This window comes from Pseudomonas sp. PsB, from assembly GCF_043658375.1.
GTDB classification, from domain to species: domain Bacteria; phylum Pseudomonadota; class Gammaproteobacteria; order Pseudomonadales; family Pseudomonadaceae; genus Aquipseudomonas; species Aquipseudomonas putida_Z.
The window spans coordinates 52,120-65,758 of the sequence record NZ_JBIGLU010000004.1 but is presented as its reverse complement, the minus strand read 5'-3'; the positions used below and the strand labels follow the sequence as shown (position 1 = coordinate 65,758).

Annotated in this window: 15 protein-coding genes; 8 read left to right on the top strand and 7 right to left on the bottom strand. The window is 63.8% G+C overall.

The genetic code is table 11. The features are described from left to right. Positions 1-59 precede the first annotated feature (59 nt). Together ACGLHT_RS07980 and ACGLHT_RS07975 are read right to left on the bottom strand one after the other, a co-directional pair. On the bottom strand, positions 60-659 hold the full coding sequence (locus ACGLHT_RS07980; protein WP_025339404.1) for a helix-turn-helix domain-containing protein: 600 nt from the start codon (positions 657-659) through the stop codon (positions 60-62). 40 nt (positions 660-699) lie between these two features. Further along, positions 700-2,652: an FAD-dependent oxidoreductase gene (locus ACGLHT_RS07975; protein ID WP_274119927.1), complete on the bottom strand. Its 1,953-nt coding sequence runs from the start codon at positions 2,650-2,652 to the stop codon at positions 700-702. A 176-nt stretch (positions 2,653-2,828) separates the two neighbouring features. On the opposite strand from ACGLHT_RS07975, the gene ACGLHT_RS07970 reads away from it, so the two are divergent. After that, positions 2,829-3,872 carry an ABC transporter substrate-binding protein gene (locus ACGLHT_RS07970; RefSeq protein ID WP_137164170.1) on the top strand — a complete coding sequence of 348 codons (1,044 nt, stop codon included), beginning with the start codon at positions 2,829-2,831 and terminating at the stop codon, positions 3,870-3,872. A 23-nt stretch (positions 3,873-3,895) separates the two neighbouring features. Further along, entirely contained in the window at positions 3,896-4,651 is a 756-nt protein-coding gene (locus tag ACGLHT_RS07965; protein WP_137164815.1) for a class II aldolase/adducin family protein, read from the top strand. An 89-nt stretch (positions 4,652-4,740) separates the two neighbouring features. Here the strand turns inward: ACGLHT_RS07965 and ACGLHT_RS07960 are convergent, their stop codons facing one another. Then, the gene (locus tag ACGLHT_RS07960) at positions 4,741-6,138 is read right to left on the bottom strand and encodes a cytosine permease (protein ID WP_274119926.1); all 1,398 of its coding nucleotides are present in this window, start codon (positions 6,136-6,138) and stop codon (positions 4,741-4,743) included. A gap of 234 nt (positions 6,139-6,372) precedes the next feature. Between ACGLHT_RS07960 and ACGLHT_RS07955 the strand changes: the two genes are divergently transcribed. From ACGLHT_RS07955 to ACGLHT_RS07940, 4 genes are all read left to right on the top strand, one after another. Next, a complete protein-coding gene (locus ACGLHT_RS07955; protein WP_137164168.1) occupies positions 6,373-7,257 on the top strand; it encodes an EamA family transporter in 885 nt (294 codons plus the stop codon). 210 nt (positions 7,258-7,467) lie between these two features. Beyond that, complete coding sequence (locus ACGLHT_RS07950) at positions 7,468-7,788, top strand: YbjQ family protein (RefSeq protein WP_274119925.1); 321 nt, start codon at positions 7,468-7,470, stop codon at positions 7,786-7,788. A 138-nt stretch (positions 7,789-7,926) separates the two neighbouring features. Then, positions 7,927-8,115 carry a hypothetical protein gene (locus tag ACGLHT_RS07945; protein WP_003253897.1) on the top strand — a complete coding sequence of 63 codons (189 nt, stop codon included), beginning with the start codon at positions 7,927-7,929 and terminating at the stop codon, positions 8,113-8,115. Between the two features lie 146 nt (positions 8,116-8,261). Further along, positions 8,262-8,567 (top strand): hypothetical protein, encoded by a 306-nt coding sequence (locus ACGLHT_RS07940; protein WP_137164166.1) that lies wholly within the window; start codon positions 8,262-8,264, stop codon positions 8,565-8,567. Positions 8,568-8,613: 46 nt separating this feature from the next. On the opposite strand, the gene ACGLHT_RS07935 is transcribed toward ACGLHT_RS07940, so the two are convergent. Together ACGLHT_RS07935 and ampC are read right to left on the bottom strand one after the other, a co-directional pair. Further along, the gene (locus ACGLHT_RS07935) at positions 8,614-8,946 is read right to left on the bottom strand and encodes a hypothetical protein (RefSeq protein ID WP_003253895.1); all 333 of its coding nucleotides are present in this window, start codon (positions 8,944-8,946) and stop codon (positions 8,614-8,616) included. Between the two features lie 301 nt (positions 8,947-9,247). Then, the gene (ampC, locus tag ACGLHT_RS07930) at positions 9,248-10,390 is read right to left on the bottom strand and encodes a class C beta-lactamase (RefSeq protein WP_137164165.1); all 1,143 of its coding nucleotides are present in this window, start codon (positions 10,388-10,390) and stop codon (positions 9,248-9,250) included. Between the two features lie 119 nt (positions 10,391-10,509). Between ampC and ACGLHT_RS07925 the strand changes: the two genes are divergently transcribed. Continuing rightward, the gene (locus tag ACGLHT_RS07925; protein ID WP_015270181.1) at positions 10,510-11,502 is read left to right on the top strand and encodes a bile acid:sodium symporter family protein; all 993 of its coding nucleotides are present in this window, start codon (positions 10,510-10,512) and stop codon (positions 11,500-11,502) included. Between the two features lie 170 nt (positions 11,503-11,672). Here the strand turns inward: ACGLHT_RS07925 and ACGLHT_RS07920 are convergent, their stop codons facing one another. Both ACGLHT_RS07920 and ACGLHT_RS07915 read right to left on the bottom strand, forming a co-directional pair. After that, positions 11,673-12,266, bottom strand: a complete 594-nt coding sequence (locus ACGLHT_RS07920; protein ID WP_274119924.1) for a DUF4157 domain-containing protein — start codon at positions 12,264-12,266, stop codon at positions 11,673-11,675. Continuing rightward, positions 12,253-12,816, bottom strand: a complete 564-nt coding sequence (locus tag ACGLHT_RS07915; RefSeq protein ID WP_274119923.1) for a TetR/AcrR family transcriptional regulator — start codon at positions 12,814-12,816, stop codon at positions 12,253-12,255. The genes ACGLHT_RS07920 and ACGLHT_RS07915 overlap by 14 nt, the downstream gene beginning before the upstream one ends. A gap of 89 nt (positions 12,817-12,905) precedes the next feature. On the opposite strand from ACGLHT_RS07915, the gene ACGLHT_RS07910 reads away from it, so the two are divergent. Beyond that, positions 12,906-13,637: an SDR family oxidoreductase gene (locus ACGLHT_RS07910; protein ID WP_013972478.1), complete on the top strand. Its 732-nt coding sequence runs from the start codon at positions 12,906-12,908 to the stop codon at positions 13,635-13,637. The last annotated feature ends 2 nt before the right edge of the window (positions 13,638-13,639 follow it).

The following is a 13,639-nucleotide window of genomic DNA, read 5'->3' as shown; positions in this document are numbered from 1 at the left end:
CTCTGAAGTTCGGGTAACAAGGTAGACCCTGTTGCTGGATGTTGGGGAGCGAGCATGCTTCAGAATGTTGGCGGCGTGATCACCCAGATCACCACGGCATCCACCTCGCCGGGGTTGCCATAGCGGTGCGGTTCCTGGCTCGAGAAGCTGAAACTGTCCCCTTCACCCAGCTGGAAATGCCGCTCGCCCACCCACAGCTCGAAGCTGCCGCTGAGGATGTAGCCGGCCTCTTCACCGTCGTGGCTGTAGCTCTGCTGGCTGTAGCTGCCCGGAGGGAAGCGCGAATGCAGGATTTCCAGCTGGCGGTTGGGCTGGGGCGTGAGCAGTTGATCGACGATGCCATCTTCGTAATGCACGCTCAGGCGGCTGTTGCGCCGTACCACATAGCCCTGGTCCTCGGGCGCAGTGGTGGCTTCGCTGGCGAAGAACCACTGGATGGTCACCCCCAGGCTGCGGGCGATGTTGAACAGCGCCGGAATCGATGGATAGGAGAGGTTGCGCTCCAGCTGGCTGATGTAGCCCGCGGTCAGTTCACTGTGCGTGGCCAGCTCCGCCAGGGTCATGCCACGGCGTTTGCGCAGGCCGCGAATGCGGCTGCCGAGAAACTGCGGCGCGGCGCCCCCGGCTTCGCTGGCGGGGGGCTGGGGGAGTTGGCTCATGCACGTCGGTCCATCGTGAAAAGCCGCAGTATGTACAGCCTCAGAGCGCCCAGGCAACCGTCAGGCCATCGTGAATCGCTTCCTCGGCAGTACGCGGTGCCAGGCAGTCGCCAATGCGGCGCACCTCGACCAGGCCGGCCAGCTCCGTGGCCAGGCGGTCTTCCGGTTGATGGCCCAGGCACAGTACCAGGGTATCGATACCTTCGAAGATCATCGGTTCGCCGCTGGCGGTGTGCTGCAGGTACACCGTGTTGTCGTCGCTGCCATACAGGCGGGCATACGGTGTGACGGGAATACCCAGGCGATGCAGCTCGCCGGCCAGTTGGTCGCGCACGTACAGCGGCAGGCTTTCGCCGCAATGGGTGCCATTGACCGCCAGTTGCACTTGGTGGCCCTCGCGTACCAGGCGTTCGGCGATGCCTGGGCCGATCCAGTCGCAGCGCCAGTCGATCACCAGCACCGAGCGACCCGGTTTTGCTTCATTGCGCAGTATTTGCCAGGCATCCACCACCTGTAGCTCACCGGTGCGCTCGAAGGCCGGCCAGTAGGGGGTGGCACCGGTGGCCGCGATCACCAGGTCGGGGCGTTCTCGTTCGACCAGTGCGCGTTCGACCCGGGTGTTGCGCACCACTTCCACGCCTGCCAGGGCCATTTCCCGCTGCAAGTTGGTGCTGGCGCCACCGAACTCGCTGCGCCGTGGCAGCAACTGGGCCAGCAGCACCTGGCCACCGAGCTGCGGGCCGGCCTCGTACAGCGTGACCTGATGCCCGCGCGCAGCGGCCACGGCGGCGGCTTTCATGCCGGCGGGCCCGCCACCGGCCACGAGGATGCGCTTGGGGTGAGTGGTGATGGACAGTTGCTCGTACTGCAATTCGCGGCCGGTTTCCGGCCGCTGGATGCAGGAAATGGGCAGGCCACGGTGGAAGTGCCCGATGCAAGCCTGGTTGCAGGCGATACAGGCACGTACGTCCTCGACCTGGCCATGCTCGGTCTTGTTCGGCATCTGCGGGTCGCAGATCAGCGCACGGGTCATGCCGCAGACATCGGCCTGGCCACGGGCCAGGATCAGTTCGGCTTCCTGGGGCTGGTTGATGCGCCCGGTGACGAACAGCGGGATGCCCAGGTGCTGCTTGAAGGTGCCGGCCTCCCGGGCCAGGTAGGCCGGTTGAATGGCCATCGGCGGCACGATATGCACGGCGCCGCCCAGGGATGCCGATGTGCCGGCCACGATGTGCAGGTAGTCGAGCTGGCCCTGCAAGGCAACCGCTGCAGCCAGCGATTCGTCCTCGCTCAGCCCCTGGCTGTCGCGCTCGTCGGCACTGATGCGCAGGCCGATGATGAACTGCTCGTCGGTGGCCACGCGTACGGCGGCCAGCACTTCGCGCAGGAACCGCAGGCGCTGTTCGAGCTCACCGTTGTAGCCATCCGTGCGCTGGTTCACCCGCGGGTTGAGGAACTGCGCAGGCAGGTAGCCATGGCTGGCTACCACTTCAACGCCATCCAGCCCGGCCTGGTGCAGGCGGCGGGCAGCGCTGGCATAGCCCTGGACGATCTCGTCAATCATTGCCTGGTCCAGCGCGCGTGGCATCACCCGGAAGCGTTCATTGGGCACCGCGGACGCCGAGTAGGCCACCGCCAGCAAGCCGTCCGCCGACTCCATGATCTCCCGCCCGGGGTGGAACAGTTGCGACAGCACCACGGTGCCATGCTCATGGCAGGCCTCGGCAAGCTGGCGATAGCCGTCGATGCAGGCATCGTCGGTGGCCATCAGCACATGCGAGGTGTAGCGGGCTCTGTCATGCACCCCGGCCACCTGCAGCACGATCAGGCCGACGCCACCGGCGGCGCGGGCGCGCTGGTAGGCGATGAGCTTGTCGTTAACCAGGTTGTCGGTAGGCAGGCAGGTGTCGTGGCCGGTGGACATGATGCGGTTCTTCAAGCGTTTGCCGCGGATCTGCAAGGCTTCGAACAGGTGAGGGAAGGCGGTCTGCATACAGGCGGCTCCGGTGCGGTGTTGTTCTTGTTTTTTTATGAAAGTGTAGCGTAAGTAAAAAATCAACTTGTTTTTTTACTGGTCGACGACTAGGTTTTTCTCACCCTCATGGCGAGGGCCTGACCTCACAACAACAAGAAAACGGGCCCCTCGGGCACCGGCAGGAGGCAACTACGATGCAGGTATTCCCACGTGTAAGCAGCCTTTGCGCAGCGTTGCTGGCCATGGGCCTGGGCAGTGCGCAAGCGGCGCCGCAGATGGTCGTGGTCGGCTATGGTGGTGCCGGCCAGAAAGCCCAGGACGAGGCGATTTTCAAACCGTTCAGTGCCCAGGATGGCAGCAAGCTGATCCAGAGCGAGTACAACGGCGAAATGGCACGGATCCAGGTAATGGCCGACACGGGCAATGTCGACTGGGACGTGGTGCAGATCGAAGGGCCTGACCTGATGCGTGGCTGCGACGAGGGCATTTACGAGCAGCTGGACTGGCAGCGCATGGGCCATGCGGGTGAACTGATTGCCGACGCGGCACAAGCCTGCGGCTCGGCCGCGCTGGTATGGAGCGTGGCTATTGCCTATGACCGCAGCAAGCTGGCCCAGGCGCCTGCGTCGTGGGCCGACTTCTGGGACGTGAGCAAGTACCCGGGCAAGCGCGGCCTGCGCAAGCGTGCGGTGTACAACCTGGAGTTCGCCCTGCTCGCCGACGGGGTCAAGGTCGAGGATGTATACAAGGTACTGGCCACTCCGGCCGGGGTCGAGCGTGCCTTTGCCAAACTCAGCGAACTCAAGCCGCATATCCAGTGGTGGGACGCCGGGGCCCAGCCTGCCCAGTGGCTGGCGGCGGGTGATGTGGTGATGACCTCGACCTACAGCGGGCGCATCGCCGTGGCGGCCCAGCAGGGCAGCCCGCTGGCAGTGGTCTGGCCTGGCAGCCTGTATGGCATGGATTACTGGGCGATCATCAAGGGCTCGCGGCATGTCGACCAGGCCAAGCGGCTGATCGCCTTCGCCAACCAGCCGGACACCCAGGTGCGTTATGTGCAGCAGATCCCCTATGGGCCGACCAACACCCAGGCGGCAGCGAAGCTCGACCCGTCCCTGGCCAGTTGGGTGCCTACTTCGCCGCAGAACCTGCAGGGGGCGTTGGCGATGAATGTGGAATTCTGGGTCGACCATGGCGAAGAGCTGGAACAGCGCTTCAATGCGTGGGCCAGCAAATAGCGTTCTGCAAAGGAATAACAATGATGACCGCAACGGAACAAAGCCTGCGCCAGGAGCTGGCCGCCTGCTATCGGCTGATCGCCCACTTCCGCATGAGCGACCTGATCTTCACCCATATTTCCCTGCGCCTGCCGGGGCCGGAGCACCACTTCCTGATCAACCCGTACGGCTTGCTGTTCGATGAGATCACGGCCTCCAGCCTGGTGAAGATCGACCTGCAAGGCCGGCCAGTGGAAGCGACGCCGCACCCGGTCAACCCGGCCGGTTTCGTCATCCACAGCGCCATCCATGCTGCCCGCGAGGATGCCCGTTGTGTGCTGCACACCCACACCCGGGCAGGTTGTGCGGTGGCGGCGCTGGAATGTGGGCTGCTGCCGCTCAACCAGATGTCCATGGAGTTTTATGGCAAGGTGGCGTACCACGCCTATGAAGGGATTGCGCTGGACATGGATGAGCAGCGACGGCTGGTGGCGGACCTGGGCGACAAGCCGGTGATGATCCTGCGCAACCATGGCCTGCTGACCACCGGGCGCAGCGTGGCCGAAGCATTCCTGCGCATGTACTACCTGGAGAAGGCGTGCGAGATCCAGTTGGCGGCACAGAGCGTCGGGCAGGTGATTTTACCGCCCGCCGGAGTGTGTAGGCATACCGAGCGGCAGTTCAATGATCCGGGGCGGGGGTTGAAGCAGGGCGAGCTGGCGGATCCGGATGCGCTGCAGCTGGCGTGGGCGGCGTTGTTGCGGATGCTGGAGCGAGTCGCGCCGGACTATCGTCGTTGACATTGGCGCGCTCGCGGTGAAAGCCGTCTTGCCCTCGCATCGCGTTTGCGGCGCGAGGGCAAGAATTTCTACGTTGATGGCGAGAGGGCTCAGTGTGCGTCAGGCACGATCATCGCTGGCGGTGCCTCTTGCGCCCGACGCCGCGCCACCCAGTAGTACAGCACGCTCGGCACTACCAGGCCGATCAGCCACGAGATATCCACACCGCCCAGGTGCGCGACCAGCGGCCCTGTGTACAGTTTGGTGTCGATGAACGGCATCTGTATCAACACGCCTACGGTGTAGACGATGATTCCAGGCCAGTTCCAGCGGCCGTATCGGCCTTGCGGGTCGGCGAGGGCGGGGATGTCGTAACGCTCCTTGGTGATGAAGTAGTAGTCGACCAGGTTGACCGCGCTCCATGGCACGAAGAACGTCAGCAGGAAGAGGATGAAGGACTTGAACGCGCTGAGAAACGAATGCTGGCCAAGCAAGGCCACCAGGGTGGCGGCGCCGACGATGCCCAGTACGAACAGCAGGCGCTGCGCACGGCTGATCGCCAGGTGGCCGCGGAAGCCGCTGATGATGGTTGCGATGCACATGAAGCTGCCATAAGAGTTCAGCGTCGAGATGGTGACCTTGCCAAAGGCGATGCAGAAATACAGCAGCGCTGCGGTGCTACCGGCGCCACCCAGGCCGACGATGTAGGCCACTTCGTGACCGGAGAACTGGGCACCGGCGATGGCGGCGGCGAACACCCCGAGGATCATTGATGCCTGGGCACCGATCACCGAGCCCAGGCCTGCGGCGAGGAAGGTCCTCACTGGCGATGTACTGCTTGGCAGATAGCGCGAGTAGTCGGCCACATAGGGGCCGAAGGCGATCTGCCAGGACGCAGCCAGTGATACGGCGAGCAGGAACGATGCCCAACTGAAGTGGCGGTTGTCGAGTAACTGCCCGATGTCGGCCAGCATCATGATGCGACTGAACAGGTAGACGAAGGCAATGATGCCCAGCACGCTGGCGATTCGGCCGATCCAGTGGATCACCCGGTATCCGGCCAGGGTGGCGAGCACGATTATGCTGGCGAAAATCAGGATGCCAGTGCTGTCGCTGACGTCGAGCAATTGGCCGATCGCCTGTCCGGAGAGCACCGTGCCGGTGGCGGTGAAGCCCAGGTACATCAGGCATACCAGCACCATCGGTATGGCCGCGCCGTAGACCCCGAACTGCACGCGGCTGGAAATCATCTGCGGCAGCCCCAGACGAGGACCTTGAGCGGCATGAAGGGCCATGACCGCGCCGCCGATCAATTGACCGAGCAGCAGGCCGATCAGCGACCAGAACACGTCGCCACCGAGCACCACGGCCATGGCGCCGGTCACGATTGCCGTGATCTGCAGGTTGGCTCCGAGCCACAGGGTGAACTGACTGTACACGCGTCCATGGCGTTCAGTCTCGGGTATGTAGTCGATCGAGCGCCGCTCGAGTACGGGTTTGCTGGACATTCAGTGGCTCCGCTTCATTGTTTTTGTGTAAGCGAGTCAGTCATCGGCGGGACGCAAGGCGGATGACCTCGCATGATATGAGCATGTATATACAAGTGTGGTCAAGCCATCTCTTGCGAGTGAAACAGTCGTGCTGTTGCGCAATGATGGGTTGCAACTGTGCTGGTCCCTGTCGAAGGAATAGCCTTATGCTGTAACGAAATATGTCTAGAAAGCTTGAAGAAGGATGTCGCAATGCCGCTCAAGGACCTGCTCATCGCCCTGGTGGTGATTGTTGCCTGGGGAGTCAACTTCGTGGTCATCAAGGTTGGCCTCGATGGGTTGCCGCCGATGCTGCTGGGGGCATTGCGCTTCTTGCTGGTGGCGTTCCCGGCGATCTTGCTGGTCAAGCGGCCCAAGCTGCCCTGGCGCTGGCTGATCGCCTATGGTGCGACCATTTCGTTGGGCCAGTTCGCTTTTCTGTTCCAGGCCATGTACAGCGGCATGCCGCCGGGGCTGGCCTCGCTGATCCTGCAGTCGCAGGCGTTCTTCACCCTCGGCTTTGCCGCGCTGTTCCTTGGCGAGCGGTTGCGCCTGGCCAGCGTGCTGGGGCTGCTGGTGGCCGCCAGCGGCCTGGCCCTTATCGGCAGCGAAGACGGCGGGCATGTGCCGATGCTGGCGCTGGTGCTGACCCTGTGTGCCGGCGCCATGTGGGGCATGGGCAACATCATTACCCGGCGCTTTGGCTCGGTTGACCTGGTGGCGCTGGTGATCTGGGGCGGGTTGATTCCGCCACTGCCGTTCCTGGCATTGTCCTGGTGGCTGGAGGGGCCGGAGCGTATTGGCCATGCCCTTGTCAATATCAGCTGGAGTTCGGTGTTGGCCCTGGCTTACCTGGCGTTCGTCGCCACCATGCTCGGCTACAGCCTGTGGAGCAAGCTGCTGTCGCGCCACCCGGCCGGCAAGGTGGCGCCGTTCTCGCTGCTGGTGCCGGTGATTGGCCTGAGTTCGTCGGCGTTGTTGCTGGGCGAGCGTTTGACCGCGACCCAGGGCTGGGGCGCATTGCTGGTGATGGCTGGGTTGCTGGTGAACGTGTTTGGCGCCCGCATTGGCCAACGGCTGCGCGCGGTCAGCGCGTAGTTGATCCTTCAACCACTGCCCGACTGAAAATCGCAAGCCAGCGCAATCCCTGTGGGAGCGGGCGTGCCCGCGAACACGGGCGAAGCCCGTGCCAACCACCGCGGTGCCTGCTTCGCGGGCACGCCCGCTCCCACAATGACGGCATATCTGCGAGTGGAATTGCGCTCTGTTAGAATCGGCCTCTTTTGCCAGGCCAATGGAGTGCACCCCATGATCATTTCCACCACCAGCCAGCTCGAAGGCCGCCCGATTGCCGAATACCTGGGCGTGGTCAGCTCCGAATCGGTGCAGGGCATCAACTTCGTGCGCGATTTCTTTGCACGTTTTCGCGACTTCTTCGGTGGCCGTTCGCAAACCCTGGAAAGCGCACTGCGCGAAGCCCGGGAACAGGCCACCGAAGAACTGAAGGCGCGGGCACGCCAGTTGCAAGCCGATGCGGTAGTGGGGGGGGATTTCGAGATCAGCATGCCGTCGGTACAGGGCGGCATGGTCGTGGTATTTGCTACCGGCACAGCGGTGCGCCTGAAGTAGAGCGTCTGCCGCTGGTCGGGTCCAGGGCTTAGGTCCGGGCGGTCCGCAAATGACCAGCTAGTCTCACCTTCACAGGTCGCGTTTGGTGGAGCAACTGTTCTGGTTGCCGGCGCGTCCGCCACTGGAGGGAGACAGGGCATGAGCGAATCCTTTTTCGAAGACCTGAACGACGCGTTCCCCATCAACAGCCAGGTGCGTTGCGGCCAGGCGGCATTCCGCCTGGGCTTCGCCCACATGACGCTGGATGATTCCGAACAGCTCCAGCCTGCACACCTGCAGCGCAGCAAAAAAGGCCGCTTCATGCCGCGGGTTCCGCTGAAGAAGTGATCCCGCTCCAGCACAACCCCGCCGAATGGCGGGGTTTTTATTGCCATTTCTTGATCCGCCTCATGGCATTGCCGGGTAGCGCTCGCAGGATGGCCGAGGCTGTGGTTTTCTTGCGCGGCATTCCAGCAACGGAGGATTGAACGCTCATGCGAGTCAGGGAAGAGACCTATTGGCAATGGGCCGACGCCCAGCTGCACAGCCGCTGCCACGACGAAGCACTCAGTGACGGCACCACGCTGGACGTGCAGGTGCGCTTGTCGCGCCTGGGGGCGACCCAGCTGTTCCTGGGGCTGTATGCCGGGGATGGGCGAGCATTGCTGGAGGAGTATTACCCCGCACGGCCAGGCGAGACCATGACCCGCGCCCTGGTGTGGGGTGTCGACCGTGCCCGGGCGATGGCAACCGGCGCCTTGCCGCTGCCAGCGCCCCGCAGCCAGCGGCGCCAGGCATGAAAAAGCCCGGCCTATGCGGGCCGGGCTCAGGTAAGGGTGGGAACCCTCAGTTGAGCGGTTCGATCACCTTGACTGCCTGCTGCTCACGGGCAGCGGGCCATTCTTGTTGCAGGGTCTGCAGGACGCGGCCAACGAACTCGGTGTCGGCGGCGGCCTTCTTGCCGACGTAGCCTTGGCCACGGCGGTAGACCTTGAAGCGGGCACGCATGCTGGGCAGGTGCTCTTCGAATTCATCTTCGACGGTGTTCGGTGGCAGGCGGTCGAGGCGCACTTCACCGGTCTGGCTGACCCACAGCAGATGGTCGTCAAGGCTGTCCTTGCGTACGGCGAACAGCTGAGCCAATTGGTCGATAGTCGGATTGTTGTTCAAGTTCATCATAAAGCCCCCATTACCCATTCGTAGGTGATTTTTCACAGTTGGCGCTACCACGGTGTAGCGCACTACCAAGGCTGCTACAGCAGCATCGCAACAGGGGCTTTCTCACGCTGCCTTTTGGACAGTTTCCCTCTCCACGGACGGCCTGCGTTACCGCGCAGGCCGTCTGGAACACCCTTGCCACCGCTCCCGATCAGGGAGACGGCTTCATCATGCCCAAGGGCGATGAACGGCGTCAACCATTTTGTAGTGAATATTTTTGGTCACTACATTGTGTCGTTTTGTTCGACAATCGCTGCCCGCACTACAGCCCGGACAGAATGTCGAAGGCCGCGCGCACCCGGGCTTCGTTCGGGTAATTTCGGTTGGCCAGCAACACCACGGCCAGCTGTTCGGCGGGCACGAACGCGGCGTAGGCGCCGAAACCATTGGTCGAGCCGGTCTTGTTGTACCAGGCTGCCGGCAGCGGCGGCAGGGCTGGATGCAAGCGCGTGGTTGCCTGCGGTTCACGGATCAGCTGCGGGCCGTTGCCATCGACCAGTGTGCCCAGCGTGACCGGGTAGGGGTAACGCTCCCAGCCCAGGCCCTGGGTCATGGCGCCGACCTGGAAGTAGCCCCGCTGGGTGATGGCCGTGGCTTGCGCCAGCGCCGGCGGCAGCCCCTCCGGCTGCATGTGCAGGCGCACATAGCGCAGCAGGTCGCTGGCGCTGGTCTTGATGCCGTAGGCTTCGTCGGCGTAGGGGCCGGGGCCGACACGCACCGGCTTGTCGGCACTGTCGTAGCCTTGGGCATACAACCCCTGGGCACTGGCCGGGACCTGTAGATAGGTGTTTTCCAGGCCCATCTGTTTCAGCAGGCCCTCGCTCATCAGCGTGGAAAACGGCTGATGCTGCGCACGGGCGGCCAGGTCACCGAACAAGCCCAGGCTGGGGTTCGAGTAGCAGCGCTGGGTGCCAGGTTTGGCGCGGGGTTGCCAGTGACGGAAGAAATCGACCACCTGCTGCGGCGTCTGCACCTCATCCGGGAACTGCAACGGCAAGCAGTCGGCACTGTAGGCGCCCAGCTCCAGCACGCTTGCGTCGCCGATGGGGGCGCCGGCGAGGGCCGGGTGATAGCGCTTGGCGGGGGCATCGAGGTCCAGCTTGCCTTCGGCACTGGCCAGTGCGGCCAGGGTGGCGGTGTAGGTCTTGCTCAGCGAGCCGATCTCGAACAGCGTGTCGCGGCTGACCGGCACATTGTCGACCTTGCTGGCCACGCCATAGCTGAAGTAGTGCGCGTGGTTGCGAGCATAGATGGCCACGGCCATGCCGGTGATGCCTTGCTCCTGCATCAACGGGCGGATGATCTGGTCGACCTTGGCCTGCAACTGGTCGTTGGCCTGGGCGGCACTGTAGCCCAGGGTGAGAGTGATGGCGGCTGCAAGTGCAGCCAGGCGGGAGAGGGGCATGAGCGGGTCCTGTGCTGGAGCGTGTCCGTTGAGCGACACCGGTGGGGGTTCCGGCGTTAGCGGCGAAAAACCGAAGACCTTATCGTCTGCCCTTGCACAATGACAAGACGGAAACTGTGATGAAGTATTTGCGCATGTTATTCGACAATTTCACCCTGGCCTTGCTCGGGGTGGTGCTGATTGCCACCGTGCTGCCTTGCTCGGGCGACGGCGCGGTGTACTTTGGTTGGCTGACCAACCTGGCCATCGGCCTGCTGTTCTTCCTGCACGGCGCCAAGCTGTCGCGTGAGGCGATCATCGCCGGTGCCGGGCACTGGCGCCTGCACTTGCTGGTGTTCTCCTGCACCTTCGTGCTGTTCCCGTTGCTGGGCCTGGCGTTCAAGCCACTGTTCGTGCCGCTGGTGGGCAACGAGCTGTACCTTGGCGTGCTCTACCTGTGTGCCTTGCCGGCCACCGTGCAGTCGGCCATCGCCTTCACCTCGCTGGCGCGTGGCAACGTGCCAGCGGCCATTTGTAGCGCGGCGGCCTCCAGCCTGCTGGGTATCTTCCTCACGCCGTTGCTGGTGATGATGTTGCTGGGGGCCAGCGGCGATACCGGTTCCGGCCTGGATGCGGTGCTGAAGATCACCCTGCAACTGCTGGTGCCGTTCGTGGCCGGGCAGGTCGCCCGGCGCTGGATCGGTGCGTGGGTCAAGCGCAATGCGCGTTGGCTCAAGGTGGTGGACCAGGGCTCGATCCTGCTGGTGGTCTACACCGCGTTCAGCGAGGCGGTGGTCACCGGGCTGTGGCACACGGTATCGCCGCAGCACCTGGCCGGGTTGTTTGCCGTGTGCGGGATTTTGCTGGCAGTGGTGCTGTACGGTACCCGGCTGCTCGGCAAGCTGCTGGGCTTTGACCTGGAGGACCGCATTACCATCCTGTTCGCCGGTTCGAAGAAGAGCCTGGCTACCGGGGTGCCAATGGCGCAGGTGTTGTTCGTCGGCAGTGGCATTGGCGCGATGATCCTGCCGCTGATGCTGTTCCACCAGATCCAGCTGATGGTCTGTGCGGTGCTGGCGCAGCGTTATGCCAGCCGTGAGCAGGTGGCTGAAGAAGCTTCTGCGGCGTCCTGACACCTGGCTTGGCCACTGATGCGGTCGCCGTGTAGGAGCGGCCTTGTGTCGCGAAAGGGCCGCAAAGCGGCCCCGGCAATATCTGCTTCAAGCTGAAATCGAGGGGCTGCTGCGCAGCCCTTTCGCGACACAAGGCCGCTCCTACACGGCGACCGCGCAATGACCAGGAATTATCTGGCCTGCCCTGAAACACGCTCGCGCAGCGCCTTGCTTACCTCGCCCTCGATCTTGTAGGCCGGCGCTTCCAGCTCGTCGTAGTTGCGCGTGTAGCGCCGGGCGAACTCTTCCACACCCAGTTGCTGATACTGCTGCACATGCTTGAGCTCGTGTGCCCACAACGCCACGTTGTCCTCGGCATCGGCGGGGCGGCGGAAGATGATCGTGTCGATCAGCGTCACGGCGTTCACGTCGGGGTTCTGCAGCAGCGCATTGGCTGCGCTCATCTGTTGTTCGTCACCCACCCGGAAGCGCGCCGCGTCCAGCACGGCAAAGTCGTACCAGGGTTCGAGTTGCGCACGGATATGCAAAGGGATCGGCTCGACGCCGCTGGCGGTGGCTTCGTCGCGGGCCTGCTGCAGGGCGTAGGTCAGGCTGGACGAAGCCAGCACTTCCACGTCCTTGAAAATCTGCCCGGCCTGCCCGGGGTCGATGGGCGCACAGAAACACCCCATCAGGCACACCTGGTACTGCCCTGGCGGGCAGGCCTGTTCGGCGAGTGCAGGCAGGCTCAGCAGTAGCCCCAGCAGTAGACTAATCCGCTTCATGCAGGGCCTTCTCGACAAAGTGGCTGCTGGCATCCAGTACCTGCGACTGCACGCTTTCAGTGGCCAGCATGCGCCCGACCAGCAAGGCGCCGACGCACTGGCTGATCAGCACCCAGGCCAATTCATCGTCCTCCAGGGTCGCGCTCCAGGCCTGGTGCAGCTCCACCAGCCAATGCTCGGCCACGGCGCGCACGGGTGCTTCGGCCCGGGCAATCTCCACCCCCAATGGCGGCAGCGGGCAGCCACCTTCGGCATTGTGCAGGTGTGCCAGGCTCAGGTACTGCTGCAGGCAACGGCCCAGGCGTTCGCGGCTGGCGCCCTGGTTGGCCAGGCGGGCCAGCGGGCTGTTGCACAGTTCCTGTCGCACTACCTCGGTGAACAGGTCGTCCTTGGACGGGAAGTGGTTGTAGAAAGCGCCGCCGGTCAGGCCGATCGCCTTCATCAGCCCGGCCACGCCAGTGCTGGAAAAACCCCCGCGTTTGGCCAGCGCGCCGCTGCTGGCCAGCAGCCGCTCGCGGGTTTGCTGCTTGTGTTCGTTGGTGTAGCGCATTCAGTTGCCTCTGCAGGCGGGCTTGACGGTGGCGGCGATCATAACATAGCGTTCGTTTACTAAACGATCATTCACCAATGGAGGCAGGCATGACAGAACAACAAAAAGTGGTGCTCGTGATTGGCGCGGGGGATGCTACCGGCGGCGAGATCGCCAAGCGCTTTGCCCGCGAGGGTTACATTGCCTGTGTTACCCGGCGCCAGGCTGACAAGTTGCAGCCGCTGCTGGACGAAATCCGCGCTGCCGGCGGCCAGGCCCACGGTTTTGGCTCCGATGCGCGCAAGGAGGAGGAGGTGGCGGCGCTGGTCGAAACCATCGAGCGTGATATCGGCCCGATCGAAGCGTTTGTGTTCAATATCGGTGCCAATGTGCCCTGTAGCATTCTCGAGGAAACCCCGCGCAAATACTTCAAGATCTGGGAGATGGCCTGTTTTGCCGGTTTCCTCACCGCCCAGGCGGTGGCCCGGCGCATGGTCCAGCGCGAGCGCGGCACCATCCTGTTCACCGGCGCCACTGCCGGCACCCGTGGCGCGGCGGGCTTTGCGGCATTCGCCGGGGCCAAGCACGCCTTGCGCGCCCTGGCCCAGAGCATGGCGCGCGAGCTGGGGCCGCGGAACATCCATGTCGCCCACGTGGTGGTTGACGGGGCCATCGACACCGCCTTCATCCGTGACACTTTCCCCGAGCGCTACGCCCTCAAGGACCAGGATGGCATCCTCGACCCGGCCCACATCGCCGACAGCTACTGGTTCCTGCACGCCCAGCCCCGCGACGCCTGGACCTTCGAGTTGGACCTGCGCCCCTGGATGGAACGTTGGTAAGC